The following is a 22128-nucleotide window of genomic DNA, read 5'->3' as shown; positions in this document are numbered from 1 at the left end:
GCTCCCCGCAAGGTTTTCAACGGGGGCAGCGGGGACAGCAGGCGGTATCAATGCTTTCCACCATATCCCGGTGCCTCCCGCTTCCCCACAGTGCCGCGGCATCGCGGGGAGATTTCAGTGACTTTCCCAGCAGGAGCTTCTCATCGCCCCGCCTGTCATAGCAGAGGCCCAGGTCAAACTCATCCTCGCTGCCCTCCAGGGCCGGCATGAAGAGTGCCGTTGACAGCAGCTCCCTGCAGGTCCTCCCCGTCCTGGGCGGAGTGTCGGTATATCCCCATATCCTGAAGTCCCTGTCTTCAAGTGCACCTGCCCTGGCCGCCTCCTCGAGAAACAGCTCTTCCATGCCGCCGAGCCCCTCATCACCGGGGGAGGCTTCCTCCCTCCTGTGCCAGGGAAGGGACGCCGGCCTGTAGTAGAAGCTTCCGCATCCCGCCTCCTTGGCCTTCCGTGCCGCCAGGGCAAGCTCGTGGACGTTCTCACGGCTCACAAGGTAGCGGAAGAGCACGCCGCACCCCAGGGGCTTTTCCGTGAGAGGCCTGCGCTTCTTCCTGCTGAGCTCGGTGAGCCTCCTCAGGCTTTCCATGATCCCGTCAAAATAATCATAGCCTTTGAGCTCCTTCATCAGGGCTCCCGATCCTGCATCGACTGAGACGCCCACCCAGTGGCAGCGCGAGATGAGCTCGGCATAATCACCGATTTTCACCCCGTTGGTGGAGATTCCTGTTATCAGGGAGCGCTGCAGGCACTTTTCAAGGACCCCGGCAAACTGGGGATGGACCAGGGGCTCGCCGCCGCCGCTGAAAGTCACGGCGTCAACTCCGTCATCCCATGTGAGAAGAAAATCGATGAGGGAGTACAGGGTGTCTCTCGAGATCATCCGGGTTTTCTGCCTGAGCAGGAAGTCTGCGTTGCACCACCGGCATTTCAGGTTGCATGCATTCACCGGGTCGATGGTGACAAAGAGGGGCCTTGGCACCTTCCCTCCCCTGGTGCCTTCTTCACAGAGCGAGAGCTTCAAGAGCAGCTCATAGGACTGCCGCTGGTCAAGCCCATGGCTTCCGGTGAACTCAAGCAGCGTTCTCACTTTTCTTTTCATAGTCACGGGGAAGCACGCCTTCCCGCGGCCCTCCTTTCATGGCAACGGCCTGGAGCCGCAAGGAGATTATATATGAAATCAGTGGTCTTGACAATAGAATACCCTTGGCTCGAAGGAGCCGGGGCGCCCCAGCCTCAGGCGCCCCGCCGCCATGCGGGCCTTCAGCAGGCGCCTTATCTTCTTTTCATCGATGGGGCTGAAGGAGCATAAATAAAGGAGGTGCCCGCCGGTAAAAAACATCTTCAGCATCATTCTCTTCACTGAGGGGAAGAACTGCCGAAAAAGGAAGTAATGCCAGTCACAGCGCTCCCTCTGGCCGGGCCTCCTCTCCCTTGGGCCGTATTCTTCCAGCAGCGGGAGAATCTCCCTCTGGAAGAACCGGGCCTCCCTCTCATCCATTGCAGGCATCGCAACAAATATGCCCCCGTCAGCGAGAAGGGCCCCCATCATTGAGAGCATCCCGATATAGTCGCGGCCCAGGGAATCTCCCCGGGCTCTCCGGGTCCAGTGGAGCTCCATATCGGCGAAAACCAGGTCATAGGAGCCCCTGTGCCCCCTCAGGAAGCTGAAGGCATCATCGGTAACGACCTTCACCTTTTTCGCCTCCAGGGCGCCCTGTGAGATTCTCCTCCCTTGCTCGCTGTGCCTGAATATCTCCGTAAGAAGCCCGTCAAGCTCCACGATAATGACTTCCCGGGGATTGTAAGGGAGAAGATCCCCTGCGATGAGGCCGTCGCCGCCTCCAAGGATAAGGGCCCTGGCGGGTTTTTGCAGGAGCTCCGCAGGGAGGCCCGCCTTGGGATACCGGCAGAGTGCATATTCACCGGAGTGGAACTGGATGTTGCCGTTGAGCTTGAAATAAGAGAAGAGGCGGTGCCCGTGGATCTCGATTTTCTGGAAAGGCGAAACCGCCTCGAGAATTTTTACCGGCGTTCCCAGCGCGGCGAGCCTCCCTTCTTCAAGGAGGGCCACGGGATCAGCGGCCCAGAAAAGCTGCTGCCCGTCGGGCGCCCTGGACCGGGTAACGAGTCTCTTCAGTGAGAGGGAGGCAAGGGCTTTTTCAGGGAGAGCGGCAATGCCCTGTGCCTCGGTGACCAGGAGCCCCCCCCTTGCCCTGTCATAGAGGGCGTACTCTTCCTGGGAGAGTCCCAGCGACTTTTTGTAGTCATCGGCAAGAATGGCGGGGCAGGCGGCTCGGGAGTTTCTCTTTTTCACTCTAGTGAGCCTTTTATTTGAGCTTTTTCATGCGGATTTCCCCGCTGGGTTTCCCCGTGGTGGTGCACTTTACCGTAAGCTCGTCAGCGGTGAGGGAAAGGATCGAGAAGGTATCTGATTCCTTTTTCTTTCCCGTTCTCTCAGGGTTTTTCCCCGGCACCCCCTTGCCGTCGCAGCGGTAAATCGTATCGTTCCACTCAAGGTCGGTCTTCAGAGTCCTGTCATCGGCAAAGCTGAAGGTGCCGAGACCGGTGCTCGTTCCCACTCCAAGGGGAGGCGAGGAGAACTCACCGGGGCTTTTTTCTGCAAGCCCGGGAGCATCCTTGTAGAATTTTGACTGCACTTCCATGGTGACGGTGCCGTTCTGCTGGAACTGCACTTTGCCCCGGGCGGCGATTTTTACGGGAAACCTGTGGTCCTCGCCGGAGGGTGAGCCGGTGATTCTCACGTAGCTCCAGCTCCCGATTAGCTGCTTTTTAGGATCGGGCTTCACCTCGGCCTTTTTAGGGCACCCGGCGGTACCGGTGAGCACCAGCGACATGAGGGCTATGACCGCAAGCATCGTGTTCTTTTTCATAATATCTCCCCGTTCTGTTCCTCAAGGAACGGCACTCTTTAACTTTCTTTCCCCCGGGGCAAGTTCCTTCTCCCCGGCCGGCGCAGCAATTCACAGATCCCTGCAGAGCTTCATGGACTTCAGCCCTGAAGCCATAACGAGAGAGCGCAGATATGGGTTGTACATGAAAGGGAGCTTGAGAAATTTGAGGCGTATCGTGGTGATAAGAGAGCGGCACTCTGATTTGTACCGGGACATGAGCCCATTGTCGATGCGCTGAAGTGCCTCGCCCATGGCAAGGGCACTCCGGAAGGCGAAGCTCAGGCCTTCGGCGGAAGTGGGGCTTATGAATCCCGCCGCCTCGCCGATGAGGAACAGGGGAGCCCTCCCGGTCAGAAGGTGGGAAGCCTTGAGGGGGCGTGCAATAAAGGCGCCCCTGGTTTTTTCCCTCGCCAGGTTCCCAAGCCTGAGGCCGCAGAGCATCTCCTTAAGCATCCGGAAGCGCCGCCAGGCATCGCTGCCCGGCCTGAGCGCGGCGCCGATGAGAATCCTGTCCTCCTTGGGGATGGTCCAGCCGTAAAAATCGGTGACGTGGCGGTTAAAGACCACGGAAAAATAGGGAGGTGTCTCGGGAACGGGATTCCACTCCTGGATGGCGATATAGAGGGGGATTCCATCCTTTCCCCCGGTGATATGGCGCCGCACCCTGGACCAGGCCCCGTCGGCGCCCACGACAACCCGGGCCTTTTCTCGAAATGTTCCAGTGCTGTCGCGGAACGTGAGGGAGACTCCATCCCCTTCCTCCTTCAGGGACTTGAGAAGGGCAGGGCAGCGGATATCTACCTCTTCAGGGATCAATGACAGCAGGTAACGGTCAAAGGCTTCCCTGTCAACGTTGATGTAGTGCCTCTGGTAAAAGCGCTCCCTGGAGCGCTCCAGGTCAATGGTCCGCACGGTAAAAAGCTGGGGGCCCACAAGGACACTCAGCGGCACGCCGAGGCCCATCCTTGCGAGCATGTTCTGGGCATCGGGGGAAAGGAGGCCCCCGCAGCATTTTTCACGGGAGGCGGCCAGGGGAGAGCTCCTGAGGCTGCGGCTGTCAACGAGGAGAGTCCTGTGGCTTTTCCCGATGAGGCGCGCCAGGGTGGCGCCGGCAGGACCGGCTCCGATAATCGCCACGTCGAAGAGGGGATTTTTCTCCGGGTGTGGCATTACCGGTTAAAAAGAGCAGGTATTTCCCGTAAGGCTCCAAGGTGCTTCAGGACAAGATCGGCGCCATGCATTGAGCTGCCGGCCCTTACAAGCGTGCCGTCTCTATCAAAAAGGAGAGCCTTCATCTTGTTCTTCATGGCACCGAATGGGTCCCCTGCTACAACTGGTCGAAGAAATAGCGGCTTACCAGCATGGTAAGGGCATTTTCCGGCACTTGTACCTGGTCCGCCGAGAGGACCTTTTCTGCTTTTTCAATGTCCTTCTCGAAAGCCCTGGTAAGGGCACCTGCCGCCTGGGCATCGAGGGTGTTCACCGTCATCTCGCCTTCGTAGCGCTCCGAGCGGGGATGGAGGTTATAGCTTCCCACGGAGCAGTAAATCCCGTCAACAACAAGGAATTTGCTGTGGAGCGTATCGCCCTTCTTCAGGTAAACCTCGGCGCCGGCAGATACCAGGGCGGGAAGGCTCCTGAGAATGGGAGCGGTCACTATCTGTTCATCGACGCTCTGAGCCGAGTTGGTGAGGATACGGACATGCACCCCTCTCGCGAGGGCGTCCGTAAGAGCCTTCTTGATCCCCGGCGTCTCGATATAGTAAGCATTTTCGATGTCAATGGATTCCGAGGCTCCCTCTATCGCTTTCAGAGTGGCGAGCATGATATGAGCATCCGCACCGGGCACGTGGTTCACCACGGCTGCGCGGGCTCCCCCTTCCGGCTGAGGAACCTGGGGGTTTTCCTCCCTGCCTGAGACCGAGGCGAAGAGGCGCTCGCAGTCTGCAACAGCGGGGCCTTCGATAAGCACGTCGGTATCGCGCCACTTGGGACCCTCGGCAGGCCCTTTGTGGCTGTAGAAGTTCCCCACGTTGAGGCCGCCGGCCACCGCGGCTTTCCCATCGACGATCATCACCTTGCGGTGCTGTCCATTGTAAGGGTGCTCGCCATCGCGCCAGCGCGTGATTTTGACTCCCTGCTCCTCAAGGAATTTCAGTGTCTCCCTGTGGGGCGACCGTTCTGCCACCTGGCCGTCAACCACGATCTGCACATCCACGCCTTCCTTGTGCTTGGCGGCGAGCTTGTGCGCTGCCTCCCATCCAGTCTCGTCGTCATAAAAAGCCCATGACATGAGGTGAATGGATCTGGTGGCGCCGTCAATGAGCCGGTCTCTCTCGGCAAACGATGCGGGCCCGTCTATGAGGGGGGTGATCCTGTTTCCCTGGCGGAAGGGTGCCCCCTGGAGCACTTCAAGCTCTCTCACGAAGGCGGGCTCGGTGAAGCAGCTCGGCGAGCCGGGGCCCCGGGGGGGGACCTGGGAGTTCTGGACCTGCGCGAGGTGCTCCTTGCTCAAGGTCTCCCAGTTCTGGTATACCTGGCCGCTTGTTCCGGGCGTCATGCCATGGGAGCGGAGCTCGGCATCTATCATGCCTGCAAGCTGGTCCGCCATCTCTTTTCTCTTCTGGTCAGGCATGGGGGGCAGGTTGCCTGACTGTGCGGCCATTTCCGCCACTTTCTGAAGGACAGGCCTCAGCTGCCCCGAGGCGTTAAGACCTGCCAGCATCTGTATCATCTCGGCCTCGGCCTGGGGATCGCTCAGGATTTTCGCGACATAGCCCTCCAGCTTCTCGGCGAGCTCGGCGCTGCTCCCGGGGCTTCCTGCCTGGGGCGTGGCTGCTGCGGGGCCCTCTGTCCCTGCCGGGCGAGGCGCCTTCTCAATGGGCTTTTTCACTTCCTGCCGGCCGGGCTGGAAGCTGTCGCCGGGAGGTCCGGCAGGCGCTTCAGGCGGGGGCGCGGGCTTTGAAGCCGCAGTGGCGGCCGTAAGCTTCCGGGGTGATATTGGAGAAAGGTCCATGGTATTCCACTCCTTAATCTGGGACAGACTCTGCCCCTATTGGGCGTCGCTGTCGGACCTGAATGAGGCCACCACGGGCCTGTGGTCCGAGATTCTCTCGACGAAGCTGGGGTAGGGCCCGATGTCGGGGAGAAAGACCGACCTCTCGATGAAGTTTTCCTTCGCGCCGCCAGCCCTGCTTGTAACGCCTATCTGGTCAATGAGGGAGTTCCACTTGATATTTGAAGCTTCGCCTTTCCGGGCGGCTTCCTGCGTCACGAAGTAGATCTGGCTGTCCATCTTTTTGAGGGGAGGGCTGTCCAGAAAATCGTTGAAATCGCCGACGACTATGACATCCTTTTCCTTGCCGCTCTGGACCTTTTCGGTGATCCACTCGTTCAGCTTTCCCGCCTGGGCACTGCGGATCTTCTTTGCCTTGTCATCAAAGCGGGCCTTCATGTGGCAGACCACGAGGGTGAAATCGAACTCGCCGGCTTTCATCTTCACGGCGAGGGGAGCCCTGAGGCGCCCTTCGCCGGCGAGCTCCGGAACCATGACCTCCCTTATCTCCTCCATCGAGGACTTGTCGCACTGGACTTTCTCGGCGTTGTATATCACCGCGAGGCGCTGGGATTTTCCGCCGCCCCTTACACCGGTGGTGCCTATCACGTAGTCGAATCCCGGGAGATTGCTGATAATCCTGTCGAGGGCCTCTTCGGAGCCCACCTCTTCAAGGCCCATGATATCGGCGCCCGAGTCCTTGATGATAGAGGCAATATCCTGGTAGTCCCTGTCACTTCTCGGCTTCATATCGACAGCGGCCTCGCCTCCCAGCCAGTTGACGTTGAAGGTCCCGATGGTTACCTTCTCTTTCCCGGCAATGTCCACCGACGTGGTTCCCAGGGGAGGCGCCTTCTCTGCCTGTGAAGCCCTGCCAAGCTCCCTCTTCATATCCTGGAGCTCTTTTCCCGGAGAGCTTTCCTGCTGCCCTCCCAGGCTGACGCTGTCGGCGTTGACGTGCTGCTGCTCCTTGTGGTGCTTTTTATGATGGCCCCTGTGGACCTCATGAGAATGCCTGTTCTGGTGGACTGGTGATATGCTCATAGCAGCTCCTTGTCGTACTCAGGATGGTACAATATATTTTTTCCAAGATCATTATAGCACGGAAGGCCCCCTCTTCCCATGGAATTGTCGTTAACGATTTGTTAAATAATAGGGACAGACTCTTTTGTTACTATTTCAAAAGCGATCCCGTTGTTGAACACTATTCAATTTGCAAATATCGGAGTCTGTCTCTGTTTAAGAAGGATTCCCTGGCGTGATGGGAAAAGTGCTTGTAAGAAAGAAAGTACAAGGCGGAGGAAATCCATGGCTTCCCGGATGATAAAGCACACTGCATCAGACCTGCAGAAAAAGAGGCTCCCCTCTGATTTAAGGGGCCTTACCAGGAAGATTCTCTCAAGCGCCCACCGCGGCCTCTCCCGGAGCGAATTCCTCAGGGAGCTTTCAGTGCATCTCCTTTCCATCAGGGAATGGACTATGGCGGGATTCTGGCTGAGGGAGAAGGAGAGGCTTTACGCAGGGGTGGGATGGCGGGGGGAGACCTTCAACTTTGAGTTCGGGACCGTTGCATACAGGGAAGGAGCTCTTTCCCCGGCATTTTATCAAGCCGGAGATGAGCTGGAGCTTATTGCCGCATTTCTCGGTTATGGAGCCATCCCGGTGAGAATGGCCGCTGAGAGGAAGGGAGCCCTCACGATTATCCGCCATGGAAGCGGCTCAGCGTGGTCGGCACTGCTGCCTCTTGCTCCCTTCGGCGATATCCAGGGAGTGCTTGTCCTGAAAAGCCCTGTGAAAAAAGCATTCACCACCAGATCCGCGGGCTTTTTTGACGATCTTGCCTCAATGGTGGCCATGGGTCTTATGAGCCGCCGTGTTCAGGTGGCACTCCGCGAAAGGGTGAAGGAGCTTACATGCCTTTATGGCATCGCAAAAATAGTCTCGCGCCATGATATTTCCCTCCCGCGCCTTCTCCGGTGCATTGCTTCTCTCCTCCCCCCGGCGATGCTCAATCCGGAGATTGCATCGGCACGCGTGTCGCTTGATGGGGAAGAATTCAGGACAAGGACCTTCAGTGAGTCGCCTTTCCGCCTGCGTTCATACATAGATGCAGGGGGGGAGCGCCGGGGATTCGTGGAGGTCCTCTATGAAAAGGCACCGCAGGAGCTCGACGAGGGGCCTTTTCTCAGGGAGGAGCGCAAGCTCCTTGATGCCGTTGCCCGCGAGATAACCCTGGTGATCGACAGGAAGAGGATTGAGGATGACCGGTCCCGGGCTGAAGTGCAGCTCCGTCATGCCGACAGGCTTGCCACCATAGGCCAGCTTGCAGCAGGCGTCGCCCATGAGCTCAATGAGCCCCTTGGAAGCATCCTGGGCTTTGCCCAGCTTGCCCAGAAGAGCAGGAATCTTCCACAGGCCCTTGAAAGCGACATGGAGCGGATTGTCAATGCCTCCCTCAATGCCCGCGAGATTGTCCGCAAGCTCCTCTTTTTCGCGAGGCAGATGCCGCCTGCCAAGAGCCAGGTAAGCCTGAACACCATTGTCGATGAAGGGCTCTTCTTCTGCTCATCGCGCTGCGCGAGGGCGGGAATTGAGCTGGTAACAGAGCTTTCACCGGACCTGCCGCTCATCACTGCTGACAGAGGGCAGATTCACCAGGTCATTGTGAACCTTGCGGTGAACGCTCTCCAGGCCATGCCGGGAGGCGGGAGCCTCACCGTAAGAACCGCCCGGGAGGGGGAGTGGGCCTTGCTTGCCATAGAGGATACGGGTCCCGGAATAGACGCCTCGGTGCTCCCCAAGATATTCATCCCCTTTTTCACGACAAAGGATGTGAACGAGGGGACAGGTCTTGGCCTTTCAGTGGTCCATGGCATCATCACTGCCCATGATGGCATCATACACGTCACGAGCACCCCTGGAAAGGGAACGAGATTTGAAGTAAGGCTTCCCCTCGGAGAGGGGAGAGGAGCGGCACAATGAGCACAGAAGGCATAAGAATCATGGTCGTGGATGATGCCCTCGACACCAGGGAAGTGATAGAGAGAAACCTTTCATCGGCTGGCCACAGGGTTTATTCAGCCTCATCGGTACATGAGGCCATAGAGCTTCTTAAGGCAACAGAGTTTGATCTTGTGATCACGGATCTCAAAATGCCCCGGGTGAGCGGCCTTGATCTCATCCGCTACGTGAGGGAGAACCACCGGGACATGGAGATAATGATGATCACAGGCTACCCTTCAATAGAGGGAGCCGTCAATGCAGTGAAGACAGGGGCAGAGGAATACCTGGCAAAGCCCTTCACCGATGAAGAGCTCTTCTCGGCCGTCGGAAGGCTTGTCGAGAGACATCATGTGAAGATGATGCTCAGGAAAGGCAAGGAGGGGAGCCTCCCGGCCTTCCAGGGCCTTATCGGCGAGTCGGAGTCAATGAGGAAGGTCTTTTCGGTGATCCTGAAGGCTGCAGCCACCTCCGCGACAGTGCTTGTCCACGGGGAAAGCGGCACGGGCAAGGAGCTTGTTGCAAGGGCGATTCACTACCAGAGCCCCAGGGCTTCGTCGCCTTTTGTGCCTGTCAACTGCGGCGCAATCCCCGAGACCCTCATGGAGAGCGAGCTGTTCGGCCATGTGAAGGGCGCTTTCACAGGAGCCACTGAGTCAAGGGCGGGATTCTTCCAGACTGCCGACGGGGGCACGATCTTTCTCGATGAAATCGGCAATACGAGCCCCGCCATGCAGGCCAGGCTTCTCAGGGTGCTCCAGGATGGCGAGGTATGCATGGTGGGATCAAGCCGCCCAAGAAAGGTTGACGTGCGCATAGTGGCAGCCACCAACAAGGAGCTGGGGACGCTCGTCCAGAAAAGCCTTTTCAGGGAGGATCTCTTTTTCCGGCTCAATGTCGTGAGCATCAAAATGCCGCCGCTGCGCGAGAGAGGTGATGACATCATCATACTCTCCCGTCATTTTGCCCGGCGCTTCGCCAGGGAAATAGGGAGAAAGGGGGAGCCTCTCCTCTCCCATGGCCTCCTCAGGGTCCTCAGGGGATACTCATGGCCAGGGAATGTCCGCGAGCTTGAGAATATCATGCAGCAGCTCCTTGTCCTCTCGGAAAGCGATGAGCTTGTGGTGCCCGATCTCCCAGCCCACATGCGCTATACCGTGCCTCAGGGAGAAATGGTGGAAAAGACCCTCGCTGAGCTTGAACATGAGCATATCGCCAAGACCCTCGCCCATGCGGGAGGAAATAAGACCAGGGCGGCGGAGATACTGGGGATTGACAGGAAGACTCTGAGGGAGAAGCTGAAGAAGTACGGATTGGAAAAAGACGTGCAGGCCCATTGAGCACTGTGGAGGTGTAAAATCAATAGACCTGCACGTCGGGAAACTCACGCTTTAAGGAAATATCCCTCTTTCCCTGTAAACTGTCTCAAGTCTTGTGAGAGCCACAATATAGGCCGCTGTTCTCCAGTCAGTCTCAAAGGTGTGTGCGGTCTCACTGACCTTCTGGTAGGCATGGAGCATCTTGCGGTGGAGCTTTTCATCAACCTCGTCAAGCTCCCAGCTCTCGCTACGCTTGTTCTGGAGCCATTCGAAATAGCTCACGATTACGCCTCCCGCGTTGCAGAGGATGTCAGGAATCAGGTCAATGCCTTTTTCCCTGAGGATGGTATCGCCGTCAGGATCAGTGGGGCCGTTGGCTCCCTCGGCAACGAGCTTTACGTTGATGAGATTGCCTGTTTCCGCCGTGATCTGGTTTTCCATCGCTGCAGGGATGAATATATCGGCCTTCAGGGAGAGGAACTCCTCTCCTCCGAGGGGGCTTGCCTTCCCATAGCCCTTCACTCCTCCCCTGGCGCGCACATGGCAGAGAAGCTCGTCCGGATCAATGCCGCCCTGGTTCTGCACGGCCCCCGTCACATCCTCGACAGCAATGAGCACCGCGCCAAAAGGCTTGAGGAGGCGGGCAGCCCATGATCCGACGTTTCCGAAGCCCTGCACCATGTAGCGGGCTCCCTTGAGGGAAAACTTGTGGTCTTCGGCCCATTTCTCTATGAGATAGACCACTCCCTGGCCCGTGGCCTTATCCCTGCCTATGCTGCCTCCCGACTCGATGGGCTTTCCCGTCACCACATGAATGCAGCGCTGCCTCTCATGGGGCGGCACCGTGGAAGTATAGGTGTCAACTATCCATGCCATGATCTGGGCATTAGTGTTGACGTCAGGCGCCGGTATGTCATACTCGGGGCCGATATTATTCCCAAGGCCGAAGGTGAAGCGCCTGGTGATCCTTTCAAGCTCATGGGGCGTATATTTCCCGGGCTCCAGCTCAATGCCGCCTTTTGCCCCGCCGAAGGGGATACCGGCAATTGCCGATTTCCAGGTCATCCAGGTAGCAAGGGCCCTCACTTCGTCAATATCCACCATGGGATGGTAGCGCAGGCCCCCCTTGAAAGGTCCCAGCACGTTGTTGTGCTGAACGCGGTACCCCGTGAAGACTTCGATGCGGCCGTCATCCATCCTGACCGGGAAGTTGATGATGATCTCATTGGTCGTCTTCTCCAGAATCCCTCTGATGTCAACATTGAGCTTCATCAGGTCGGCGGCCTTGGTAAACTGGCTCTTTACATTTTCATAGACATTGGCCTTTTTAACGGACCTGAGGTGCCTGCCATTCTGCGCCTTTTTCCTGGGCTCCTGATTTACTGATAACACGGTATGCTGTCCTCCTTGCTCTGTTTATTGCATGATGAATTGGATGAATTGAATGAATGAGTCCTTTACCTGTACTCCTCGCAGTTCCATACGCCGCCTTCCGCCTTCGGAAAGACGCATTCGGGAGCATTCTCGCAGTTCTTGCAGAGGCCCTTGAGGGCCGAGCTGAAGGCCTTCCTGGTCTTTTCCCTGCTGAGGCTCGACACAAATTTCTCCATGGTGGCCACAGGATCAGCAGGCGGAAGCTCCGCCTCCTCACAGTGGGAGACTTTAGCGCCGTTCCTGCGCGGGAAGGTGCAGTCCTCAGCCTTTCTGCAGGCCCTGCAAAGTCCAGTTGGGGAAGCGCGGAGTGTCTTGCGGCTCTCCGGCGTCTTTTCTTCTGATTTGCTTATTGTTTCCATGAACTACCTCCTTGGTGATGAAATCGCTTCACTGATTATAACTGCAAGTGATCTGCCAAAAGATGAAAGAGGCCTTATGGAGTGATTCTTCGGGCTTCTGGCATGAAGGTGCCCCGGGAGCATGCGGGGATTTTTGTGCCACCGGTTCAAAAGGCCCCGCTTATTGCCTCCTTGGGCTGCTATCAGAAAAAGTTCCCTCATAAAAACAAAAGCTCCACGGGGGTACCGTTCCCTGCCAGGGCCCCGTGAAGCTCTCAAAAGTAAGGGAGAATAAATTAGACGCCGCTTTTGATCATCTTCAGGATCGAGTCGTAAATGCTTGAGCAGCCGTTGTGCCAGTTCTGGTCTGTTGCCCAGCCGGCCTTGTTCACCGCGTCGAACTGCCTGGAGAGGGAATCCTTGGCGCTCGCCCCTCCCTTGGCCCTGAGCTTCGCGAAGGTCTCTGCGCCCAGGCGTATCTGGTTCTCTATGCCGCTGAATTTCTTGTTCCTCGTGGCATTGTTCGGGTCGCTGTCATAGGCCCCGACGCCGAGCATGCCGTTCACCCCGATACCCGCCTTGCCCCACTGGGTCTCCTGTCCGGCGATGGCAAGGAGCGCCATGGGATCGACGCCGTACTGCTTGCCGTACTTGACCATCATCTCTCCCGCTTCTTTCCCCGCTGCGGGGGAGCCTTTCTTTTCGAGGTACTTGTTGATGAAGTCGGCAGTCTTCTTGTCGTCACCCTGGAGGGGCGACTTGTCGTCCACGGGCTTATTGTTGTTGTCTATGGGCTTATTGTTGTTGTTGTTGATGGGATTTATTCCATTGTTGCCGCCGTTCTGCCCCATCATCTGTGTCATCATGGACATCATCTGCGTCATCACCTGGGTCATCATCTGCATCATCTGCATCATCATCTGCATGGGCTGCTGCATCTGTGCTCCCGGGTCAGCACCCTGCGTCGCGGCCGCCTGCGGGGAGGCCATGCCGTCAGGTGCTGCCGCTGCCGCCTGAGGTGAGACCCCGGAAGCCCCGGACTGGTCTGCAGTCATCCTTCCCCTGGCTTGGTTGAAAGAATCCCACAGCCCTGACTGGAAGTTTTCGCTCATATCTCCCGGCCCCTGGAGGCCTGATCGTATGGATGGCTGCTGAGCCTCGCGGGTGAAGCGGGAGAAATCCTGTATGGGTGCCGAAGAATATGCCTGCCCATAGCCCCTCGAGGGTACTATGCTCTCAGCCTTGCTGTCATAGGCTTTCTGCGTCTCCCGCTTTGATCCTGAATTACCTGCCGGCTTGATTTCTTCTACCTGTTCTGCCATAGTGCACGCCCTTCCTTATGATTTACCTTGCTGCATGGAAAACGGCATCATGCCTCAGTTATGCTTTCCTTCCCGGGCCTGAAAAGAACCTGAAATGGCACTGAAAAATGTCTGAAAATGTTAATTTTGATAGGTATTCCTGTTAAAGTTTCTGGGAGAGGCCTCTCTCACTCTGTAGCGCCGGTGAAAACATATCCCACGCCCCATATGGTCTTTATCAGTTCGGGGCTCCCGGGCTGTTTCTCCAGCTTCCTGCGCAGGCGGCTTATCTGGATGTCTATGGAGCGCTCGAGGGCATAAAGCTCCCGGCCTCTTGAAAGCTCCATGATCCGCTCGCGGGACATCACTTTTCCCTGGTGCTGGACCATGATGTGCAGAATGTCGAATTCAATGGAGGAAAGCCTGATCCTCTCCCCCTTGAGAAAGGCGTGCCTCTTGACCAGGTCGAGCATGAGCCCGTTTGAGCCTGCCGATGAGGGCTGGATATCCCTGGATTTCTCAATCCGCCTGGCGACGGCATGAAGCCTTGCCAGGACCTCCCGCGGGCTGAGAGACTTTTCGATGAACTCGTCGGCTCCCATCTCCAGGACCAGTATGCGGTCCACTTCGTCACCCCTGTCGGAATAAGCAATTACAGGAAGGTCATAGTGGTCCGCAGTGAGGTGCCTTAAAGTCTCGAGCCCTTCCTTGTCAGCCATCATCGTGTCAATGACCACAAGATCGAGATGCTCCTTGCTGATGATTTCAAATCCCTCGTCACCGGTGAGGGCCGTGAAGACCTCGATACCCTGATCGGCAAGATACTCTTTCACGGAGTTTACCGATGCTTCATCACCGTCTATCAGCAGAATCCTCATAAGAAAGGCCTTCCTGTGGTCATCCATCATGCATGCGAGATTATCTGCCCCGCAGCAGGCATCTCCATTGTAGCGCAGGTGTGTAAGGAATGTTACAGGTAATGTAAGGGAGAAGTTAACAAGTGTTAAAAAATTGTAACAAAAAGTAACAAGCCTGCCGGCACCCCGATATTTTGAGGGGAGGAGCCCTCCACAGGGGCTTCTTGCCGGCGGTGCTCCTTTCTGCTACAATTGGTATCAGGCCATCAACGGGTTACCCGGCCATAATTGTATGGCATCCCGAAAGCAAGGAGCCTCCCTTGGAGCTTGGATCCCTGCCTTTGCTCGAAAGACTCTCACCCTGCCGCTCGGTCCTCATCGCAGGAGCGGGAGGCGGATTTGATGTTCTGGCGGGAGTGCCCCTTTTTGAGCATTTAAGGAGCAGGGGGAAAAGAGCCTACCTGGCGAGCCTCTCCTTTTCCGACCTCGAGAGCGCCAGGGGGCGCCTCGTATCACCTGCCGTGCTGGAAGTCAGGCATGATGCCGGCGGCAATTCCTCTTACTTCCCGGAGCGCTATCTCTCGGAGTGGTACAGGGAGAAGGGCCAGGAAGTTCCCGTCTATTGCTTCAAGCCCTCGGGCGCTGCCGTGATCCGGCAGGCCTATGAGGACCTGATCGGCGATCTTGATATTGACGCCCTGGTGCTGGTGGACGGCGGAACTGACATCCTCATGCGCGGCGATGAACCCGAGCTGGGCACCCCTTTCGAGGATATGGCGAGCCTTGCGGCAGCCCATACAGTCGCTCTCCCCGTGAGACTGATGGTGAACCTGGGCTTCGGCGTGGACTTCTTTCATGGAGTATGCCATGCCTATGTGCTCCAGGCAGTGGCTGATCTCACGGCCCAGGGCGCATTCCTGGGGGCTTTTTCCCTCCTTCCCTCTATGCCTGAGTTCCAGGCTTTCACCGAGGCGGTGGACTTCATCTCCGCCAGGATGCCGGGGAGGGAGAGCATCGTGGCGACGTCCGTCGCTGCCGCGGGCAAGGGGTGCTTCGGCGATCACCATTCCACTGACCGAACCAGGGGAAGCCGCCTTTTCATCAACCCGCTGATGTCCATGTACTGGTCTTTTGAAGTGGACGGTGTGGCCCGCCGGTGCCTCTACATGGACTATCTGCTTGAAACGCGGGACCGCTGGGACATGCGCCGCGCCATCGAGAACTACCTCTCAACGGTGACGCCGAGGGAGTGGATGAATATGCCGTTGTAATGAAGCCGTTTTTCTGATATAATCATCAATGAGATAAAAGTGACGCTCTCTTAAGAATTATCCGTACCACCTGGAAAATGAGGCAACATTCCTCTTTTTGAATTTAGAGAGATATCAATCATGTGCTGCCACTGAAGAAGTCCCGCACAGGAAAGAAGTGATCCGATGAAGGCCGTTAAAACCGCCAAGGCCTCAAGAGCCGCAAGGGCCTCTTCCCCGAAGAAAGAGAAAAAGCTCTTCCCCGTCGTGGGGATTGGCGCCTCGGCCGGTGGGCTGAAGGCCCTTGAGACCTTTTTCTCCCACGTGCCTGAGAATATCGGCATGGCCTTCGTCGTCGTGCAGCATCTGAGCCCTCATTACAAGAGCATCATGGGCGAGCTCCTGAAAAGGCACACGAAACTGGATGTCGTTGAAGTAAAAGACGGCGTGATGCTCAGAGAGAACAGCGTTTACCTGAACCCTCCCGACAAGGAACTGTCACTCATCAGAGGCGTGCTGCACCTCATGCCCATGGACAGGGCCAAGGGCATGAGCTTCCCTATAGATTCCTTTTTCCGGTCGCTGGCCGACGACAGGGCAGAGCAGGCGATCTGTATCCTCCTCTCGGGCTCCGGCACAGACGGCACGCTGGGGCTTGAGGCCGTCAAGGGGGCGGGCGGGATGACCATGGCCCAGGAAGAGCAGCAGGCCGAGTACAGCGGGATGCCTCACAGCGCCATAAAGACAGGCCTCGTGGATTTCGTGCTGCCCGTGGAACATATGGCGGGGGAGATCATCAAGTATGTAAAGCACCCTTACGTGGGAGGCCCTAAGAAAAGCGCGGCCATTTCAAAGCAGCTGGAAGCTTATTCCCAGAAGATTCTGTTGCTGCTGCGCTCGGCGAAGCGCCATGACTTCACCCATTACAAGCAGAGCACCATCATGCGGAGGATAGAGCGGAGGATGGCTGTACATAAGCTCGACAACATAGCCATATATTACCGCTATTTCCAGGAGAATCCCCAGGAGAGCGAAGCCCTCTTCAAGGAGCTCCTGATAGGCGTGACGAGCTTCTTCAGGGACAGCGATGCTTTCAGGCAGCTCGAGGAACGGGTGGTGCCGGAAATCGTGAAAAGGCATGAGAACGACCTCGCCGTAAGGGTGTGGGTGCCGGGATGTGCCACGGGAGAGGAGGCCTTTTCCATCGCCATGCTTATCGTCGAGGCAATGAACAGGCAGGAGAAGCAGCTCTATGTCCAGATATTTGCCACCGATATCGACGGGGCCGCCATAGACAATGCAAGAGCAGGAGTATACCCCGAGAGCATCGCTGCTGATGTGAGCCCCGAGAGGCTGAAGCGCTTCTTTGTCAAAGAGGGCAGCCTGTACAGGATAAAAAAGGAAGTCCGGGAGATGATAATCTTCTCCCTGCAGAACATCGTCACCGATCCGCCTCTTTCCCGCATGGACCTCATAAGCTGCAGAAACCTTCTCATCTACATGGACGGCGAGCTTCAGAAGAAGCTGGTGCCTCTTTTCCACTATGCCCTCAACGAGAGAGGGTATCTCTTCCTGGGCACCTCTGAGACCATAGGGCAGTTTTCTGACCTCTTCGGCGCGGTGGATTTGAAGGGGAAAGTCTTCCAGCGCAAAGGGAGGTCGGCACGCAGAGAGCATGATTACCAGCCCATGAGGTTTTCCGCTTCCAGGGAGCCCGAGCACCCGGGCGCTGCAGGAGAAGTCCCGAGAAAAGAAAAGCCCCGCAAAGAGCTGATGGAGCAGCTGCTCCTTGAGCACTACTCCGCACCGTCAGTGCTGATAAACGAGAAATGCGAGGCCCTCTATTTCCATGGCGCGACAGAGCGGTACCTCGTGCCACCCAGAGGGGAGGCGAGCCTGAACGTGCTCAAGATGTGCCGAGAAGGCCTCCACGGCAAGCTCAGCATTCTTCTCCGCAATGCATTGAAAGACAATATTCATTCCGAGATACAGGGAGTCCACCTTAAGCAAGGTGATGCCCTTCTCACGATGGACTTAAGCGTCCGCCCCCTCCCCGGTACCGTTGAGAAGCTTTTCGTCATCACTTTCATGGAACGGAAGGATCTGGCTGCCTCCATCGCTGAAAAAGGATCGGACGATTATGACCGGGGGCGTACGGCCGACCTTGAACAGGAGCTCCAGGCGACAAGAGAACACCTGCAGAGCGCTTTGGAGGCCATGGAGATTTCAAACGAGGAGCTGAAATCGGCAAACGAGGAGCTCCAGTCAACGAATGAGGAGCTCCAGAGCACCAATGAAGAGGTTGAAACCGCCAAAGAGGAGCTTCAGAGCACCAACGAGGAGCTTGTAACCGTCAATTCAGAGCTCCAGGCCAAAGTGGATGACCTGACGCGCGCCAACAACGATATTAACAATCTCCTCGCGAGCACAGACATCGGCACCATTTTCCTGGACAACGCCCTTGGCATCAAGCGCTTCACGCCCGCCATGACAAAGCTTTTCAACCTGAGGTCCACCGATGTGGGCCGGTCTATAAAGGACATTACCACTAAGATCACTTATGGCGCCCTCTACGAAGAAGCCGAGGGAGTCCTTGAAACCTTGCAGGGGAGGGAGCACGAGGTCCGCACGGGCGACGGGAAATGCTTCATCATGCGTATTCTGCCTTACAGAACCCTTGAAAACATGATAGAGGGCGTGGTGATAACCTTTATAGACGCGACGGAACAGAAACGCACGGAAGAGGCCCTCCAGGAAGCCACCGAGAAGACGCTGGTAATCCTGGACTCCCTGCTGGAGGGCGTGATGGGGACCGTGCGTGAGCCTCTCGTTGCCCTCGATGAAAATCTCCGCGTGATGAAAGCCAACGGCCCCTTCTATGAAAAATTCGGCGGAGCGCACGGAAGTGCCGAGGGAAAGTCCCTTTTTGACATTGGAGGCGGGCAGTGGGATAATGCCCCTCTGCGCGAGCTCCTGGAGAGGATTCTTCCCCACAGGACAAGCCTGGAAGGCTTTGAAGCCACCCTTGACCTCCCCCGCGCCGGGAAGAGGACGCTCATGCTGAATGCCCGGCAGATGACAAGGGGCGGGGACAAGGCAAAGCTCATACTGCTTGCTGCAGAGGATATAACGGGGAGAGAGAGCCTTTCCCGCTCAGCGAGAAAAGAGGTGGGCATTGAAAAATAACGCGCCCGGCAAAAAAAAGAGCCTCCGCCAGAGGGCTGAGGAAGTGCTGATGTCCCGGGTGCCTGCACCGGGAGAGCTTCCGGAAGAGGAGATTAAAAGGCTCATCTATGACCTCCAGGTTCACCAGGTTGAGCTTGAGATGCAGAACGAGGAGCTCAGGAGAGCTCAGCATGAGCTCGAGGAGTCGCGGACGCGGTACTTTGACCTTTATGATTTTGCCCCCGTGGGCTATTTCACGCTCAAAGAGGAAGGGGTCATCACCGAGGTGAACCTCTGCGGGGCAAAGATCCTGGGCATCGAGAGGGCCTACCTTGTCGGGAAGCCTTTTGCGGTCTTCCTGGCCCCTGCTTCGCAGAACGCTTTTCACAGGCATATTAAAAGCATCCGCAGCGGCGTCAAGAGAGCCAGCTGCGAGCTGAAGCTTGCAAGAAGAAGAGACGGCTGGGAAACGTGGGTGATTATGGAGACTGCAGCGGGAGAAGGTCTTGAAAAAGAGTGCTGCTCAGCGCTGACTGATATAAGCTGGCGCAAGAAGATGGAAGAGAGCCTCAGGCTGAGAGAGGCAGGCTTGATGATGGTCCTCAATGTGGCAAAAACCTCGGTTTTCAGCCAGGATCGCTCGCTGCGCTATACCGATATCCAGAATCCCCACCACAGCTTTGCCGACATAAAGGTCGTTGGAAAAACCGACAGAGAGCTCCTGCCGCCCGAGGCTGCCTCGCTGTTGACAGAGATAAAGCACAGGGTCCTGGAGAGCGGCAAAGGTGAGCGCGCAGAGGTGCTCCTCCACCTCGGGGGGGATATGGTATATTACGACCTCATTGTAGAGCCCCAGAGGGACGAGGTTGGCGCCATAACCGGCATCACCTGCGCATCAACGGATATCACGGAGCCCAGGAAGGCCGAGGAGCACCTGAAGACCGCCTGTGCAGAAAAGGAGATGCTGCTGAAAGAGCTGCATCACCGGGTTAAGAACAACCTGCAGACTGTCTCGAGCCTTCTTTCCCTCCAGGAGAGGCAGATCGCCGAGCCGCGCCTGAAGGAATCCTTCGACGAGATCAGAAACCGTATCAAGTCAATGACTATCATTCACGATCTTCTCTCCTGCTCTGAAAATGTCGGTGAAGTGAACTGCAGAAAGTTTCTTTCTGAGATGGCGGCCGCCCTTTTCAGCTCACAGGGAAGAAAGGGCTTATCATATAATATTAAAGCCGATGAGGTGAGCCTGAAAGTGGATACGGCCATTCCATGCGCCCTTATCGTGAACGAGCTTGTCACCAACGCTTTCAAGCACGCCTTTCCCGGCAGCGTAGATGGTGAGGTGATCGTGGAAATGAAGGTTATGGAAAAGCACAGGCTGAGGCTCACCGTCAGCGACGACGGCGTGGGATTACCCGGTGAGGAATCTGCGGATAAGGCTTCTTCCCTTGGAATGTCGCTGGTCCAGGCCCTCACGGAGCAGATAAATGGCGTGATAGTTGTGAAGCGTGACGGCGGCACTGCCGTCGAGATAACCTTCAATGATCCTGCCTTTTCCCGCGCAAATTCAAAGAGGCGGTGAAACCATGCTGCGTCATGTAAAGATCCCCACTTATGACCTTATCCTGTGCCTCTCGGCGGCCATCGACCTCATCAGCCCCAGAGTGGCCTACCATCATGTCAAGGCGGCCTACGGGGCCCTCAGCATCGCTGCGGAGATGGGCTTTTCCCACCAGGAGAAGAACGCCCTTCTGCTGAGCGGGATGCTCCATGACTGCGGGGCCCTTTCCCTGAAGGAGAAGATGGAGATCATGGAGTTCGAGATGGACAGCCCCCATTACCACTCAGACCTTGGCGGCCGCCTCCTTTCCACTTTCGAGCCCTTCATGGGAATCTCGTCCCTCGTGAGGCATCACCATGTGCCCTGGGATTTTGGAGGGGGGCAGGAGTTCCATGGCGGGGAGGTGGCGCTCTCAAGCCACGTGCTTCACCTTGCCGACAGGGTGGCGATTCTCTTGGAGAAGAATCACGATGTGCTCAAGGGGGCCGCTGAGATCAGGAAGAAAATAGAGGCCCACAGGGGGAAGCTGTTTCACCCCGAGGTGGTCGAGGCATTCCTTGCCCTCTCTGAGAGGGAGTACTTCTGGTTTGACCTCGCGTCACCATCGCTCACCGCCATCCTTGCAGACGCACTGGAGCTTGACACAATCAGCCTGGATACCGAGGGACTTCTCTCCCTCACCAGGCTTGTATCCCATATCATCGACTTCAGGAGCCCTTTTACCTCGACCCATACAAGCGGCGTCGCCGCAAGCGCCGAGGTGCTCTGCAGGCTTGCAGGCTTTTCAGAGCATGAGGCGGTCTCCATGAGAATCGCCGGATTTCTCCACGACCTGGGAAAGCTTGCCGTGCCCAAGGAGATCCTGGAAAAGCCAGGAAAGCTCAGCGAAGAGGAGTTCAACATAGTGCGATGCCATACGTACCATACTTACCGGCTTCTCGAGCAGGTTCCCGGCTTCAGCGAGATTGCCTCGTGGGCCGCTTTTCATCACGAGCACCTTGACGGGAAGGGATATCCTTTCCACATTGACGGGCGGGATCTTTCGCTGGGGGCAAGGATAATGGCCGTCGCCGACGTGAATACGGCCATCACGGAAGACCGCCCCTACAGGAAAGGGATGGAGAAGGAGAAGGCCCTTGAGGTTCTGGATACCATGGTTTCCGGTAAGAAGCTTGACGGAAATCTTGTTCAGCTCCTGAAGACCCATTTTGAGGAGGCAAACGGGGCGAGAAAGCGGGCCCAGGAGAGCTCCCGGCAGGAGTTCGACAGGTTCCTGATGGAGCCTGCCGAGCGCAGATAGTGGGTATTTTTACCTCCCGGGCCTGCCAAAGATGGTAAAGGTGGCGTTCTGCTGCTGCTGAATGTACTGGGGTGAGCATACGCTGCTCTGCTGCCGGGTTGACTGGGGGGTGAAGATGCTGCTCTGCTGGTTTGTATAGCCCGGATCCAGGATGCTCTTTGGCGGCGCAGTCGTGGTCATCATGCCCTGGGGATTGTAGTTCTTGAAATAATACTGCTGGAACTCAGGGTTATAATAGTAATAATAATTGCCGTAGCCAGACGTGGTGGGATAAGCGGCCTGCCCGCTCTGGGAGGCGGGGGCCTGAGGTGCGGCAGGGAAGCCGTAGCCCGTGGAGCACTTATTATCCGAGAACCCGTAGCCCGGCGCCTTTGACGGCTCAAAACCGTAGTCTGCACGGCACGGCGCGGCAAGGGCGCCAAGGAGCGCCAGCGCAAGTATCCCGCAAATAAACATTTTTCTGTTCTTCATGGTATCAACCCCTGTGCCTGGATTTGTCATCATCCTGATTATACAATGGATGGAGGGACTGTAACAGAGACGGGATGTTAAAATTTCCCGGCAGATCTTTAACACTTCGCCACGTTTAAAAACACTCCGGAGTTCCCGGGAAGCGCCCCGGCCGTTCCTGTGAAGGGC

Annotated in this window: 18 protein-coding genes; 6 read left to right on the top strand and 12 right to left on the bottom strand. The window is 56.9% G+C overall.

Features of this window, described 5'->3' with window-relative positions:
• Nucleotides 1–16: 16 nt before the first annotated feature.
• The 7 genes from RDV48_24500 to RDV48_24470 all read right to left on the bottom strand — a co-directional run bounded on the left by RDV48_24500 (nucleotide 17) and on the right by RDV48_24470 (nucleotide 7008).
• The gene (locus RDV48_24500) at nucleotides 17–1096 is read right to left on the bottom strand and encodes a radical SAM protein (protein ID MDQ7825986.1); all 1080 of its coding nucleotides are present in this window, start codon (nucleotides 1094–1096) and stop codon (nucleotides 17–19) included.
• Between the two features lie 78 nt (nucleotides 1097–1174).
• Nucleotides 1175–2311, bottom strand: a complete 1137-nt coding sequence (locus RDV48_24495; protein ID MDQ7825985.1) for a hypothetical protein — start codon at nucleotides 2309–2311, stop codon at nucleotides 1175–1177.
• Between the two features lie 13 nt (nucleotides 2312–2324).
• Nucleotides 2325–2888, bottom strand: a complete 564-nt coding sequence (locus RDV48_24490) for a hypothetical protein (protein MDQ7825984.1) — start codon at nucleotides 2886–2888, stop codon at nucleotides 2325–2327.
• Nucleotides 2889–2978: 90 nt separating this feature from the next.
• Nucleotides 2979–4079: an FAD-binding protein gene (locus RDV48_24485; protein ID MDQ7825983.1), complete on the bottom strand. Its 1101-nt coding sequence runs from the start codon at nucleotides 4077–4079 to the stop codon at nucleotides 2979–2981.
• Nucleotides 4079–4216 (bottom strand): hypothetical protein, encoded by a 138-nt coding sequence (locus RDV48_24480; protein ID MDQ7825982.1) that lies wholly within the window; start codon nucleotides 4214–4216, stop codon nucleotides 4079–4081. Before RDV48_24480 ends, RDV48_24485 begins: the two co-directional genes overlap by 1 nt.
• A 20-nt stretch (nucleotides 4217–4236) precedes the next feature.
• Entirely contained in the window at nucleotides 4237–5925 is a 1689-nt protein-coding gene (locus RDV48_24475) for a phosphatidylserine/phosphatidylglycerophosphate/cardiolipin synthase family protein (protein MDQ7825981.1), read from the bottom strand.
• 36 nt (nucleotides 5926–5961) lie between these two features.
• On the bottom strand, nucleotides 5962–7008 hold the full coding sequence (locus RDV48_24470) for an endonuclease/exonuclease/phosphatase family protein (GenBank protein MDQ7825980.1): 1047 nt from the start codon (nucleotides 7006–7008) through the stop codon (nucleotides 5962–5964).
• Between the two features lie 264 nt (nucleotides 7009–7272).
• Here RDV48_24470 and RDV48_24465 point away from each other — a divergent pair, with 264 nt between their 5' ends.
• Nucleotides 7273–8946 carry an ATP-binding protein gene (locus RDV48_24465; protein ID MDQ7825979.1) on the top strand — a complete coding sequence of 558 codons (1674 nt, stop codon included), beginning with the start codon at nucleotides 7273–7275 and terminating at the stop codon, nucleotides 8944–8946.
• Complete coding sequence (locus RDV48_24460; protein ID MDQ7825978.1) at nucleotides 8943–10304, top strand: sigma-54 dependent transcriptional regulator; 1362 nt, start codon at nucleotides 8943–8945, stop codon at nucleotides 10302–10304. Before RDV48_24465 ends, RDV48_24460 begins: the two co-directional genes overlap by 4 nt.
• A 51-nt stretch (nucleotides 10305–10355) precedes the next feature.
• On the opposite strand, the gene RDV48_24455 is transcribed toward RDV48_24460, so the two are convergent.
• From RDV48_24455 to RDV48_24440, 4 genes are all read right to left on the bottom strand, one after another.
• Nucleotides 10356–11555, bottom strand: coding sequence for a Glu/Leu/Phe/Val dehydrogenase (locus tag RDV48_24455; GenBank protein ID MDQ7825977.1), 1200 nt, complete (start codon nucleotides 11553–11555; stop codon nucleotides 10356–10358).
• Nucleotides 11556–11740: 185 nt separating this feature from the next.
• Complete coding sequence (locus tag RDV48_24450) at nucleotides 11741–12076, bottom strand: hypothetical protein (GenBank protein ID MDQ7825976.1); 336 nt, start codon at nucleotides 12074–12076, stop codon at nucleotides 11741–11743.
• A 275-nt stretch (nucleotides 12077–12351) separates the two neighbouring features.
• Nucleotides 12352–13377: a hypothetical protein gene (locus tag RDV48_24445; GenBank protein MDQ7825975.1), complete on the bottom strand. Its 1026-nt coding sequence runs from the start codon at nucleotides 13375–13377 to the stop codon at nucleotides 12352–12354.
• Nucleotides 13378–13544: 167 nt separating this feature from the next.
• The gene (locus tag RDV48_24440) at nucleotides 13545–14234 is read right to left on the bottom strand and encodes a response regulator transcription factor (protein MDQ7825974.1); all 690 of its coding nucleotides are present in this window, start codon (nucleotides 14232–14234) and stop codon (nucleotides 13545–13547) included.
• Between the two features lie 299 nt (nucleotides 14235–14533).
• On the opposite strand from RDV48_24440, the gene RDV48_24435 reads away from it, so the two are divergent.
• The 4 genes from RDV48_24435 (at nucleotide 14534) to RDV48_24420 (ending at nucleotide 21489) form a co-directional block, all read left to right on the top strand.
• Complete coding sequence (locus RDV48_24435) at nucleotides 14534–15484, top strand: DUF1152 domain-containing protein (protein ID MDQ7825973.1); 951 nt, start codon at nucleotides 14534–14536, stop codon at nucleotides 15482–15484.
• Nucleotides 15485–15649: 165 nt separating this feature from the next.
• Nucleotides 15650–18649 carry a chemotaxis protein CheB gene (locus RDV48_24430; GenBank protein MDQ7825972.1) on the top strand — a complete coding sequence of 1000 codons (3000 nt, stop codon included), beginning with the start codon at nucleotides 15650–15652 and terminating at the stop codon, nucleotides 18647–18649.
• Nucleotides 18639–20210 carry a histidine kinase dimerization/phosphoacceptor domain -containing protein gene (locus tag RDV48_24425; protein ID MDQ7825971.1) on the top strand — a complete coding sequence of 524 codons (1572 nt, stop codon included), beginning with the start codon at nucleotides 18639–18641 and terminating at the stop codon, nucleotides 20208–20210. Before RDV48_24430 ends, RDV48_24425 begins: the two co-directional genes overlap by 11 nt.
• Before the next feature lie 4 nt (nucleotides 20211–20214).
• A complete protein-coding gene (locus tag RDV48_24420; protein MDQ7825970.1) occupies nucleotides 20215–21489 on the top strand; it encodes an HD domain-containing protein in 1275 nt (424 codons plus the stop codon).
• 9 nt (nucleotides 21490–21498) lie between these two features.
• On the opposite strand, the gene RDV48_24415 is transcribed toward RDV48_24420, so the two are convergent.
• On the bottom strand, nucleotides 21499–21960 hold the full coding sequence (locus tag RDV48_24415) for a hypothetical protein (GenBank protein ID MDQ7825969.1): 462 nt from the start codon (nucleotides 21958–21960) through the stop codon (nucleotides 21499–21501).
• Between the last annotated feature and the right edge of the window lie 168 nt (nucleotides 21961–22128).

The organism is Candidatus Eremiobacterota bacterium (genome assembly GCA_031082125.1).
GTDB lineage: Bacteria > Vulcanimicrobiota > CADAWZ01 > CADAWZ01 > Ess09-12 > Ess09-12.
This window is presented reverse-complemented; position numbering and strand designations above follow the sequence as displayed.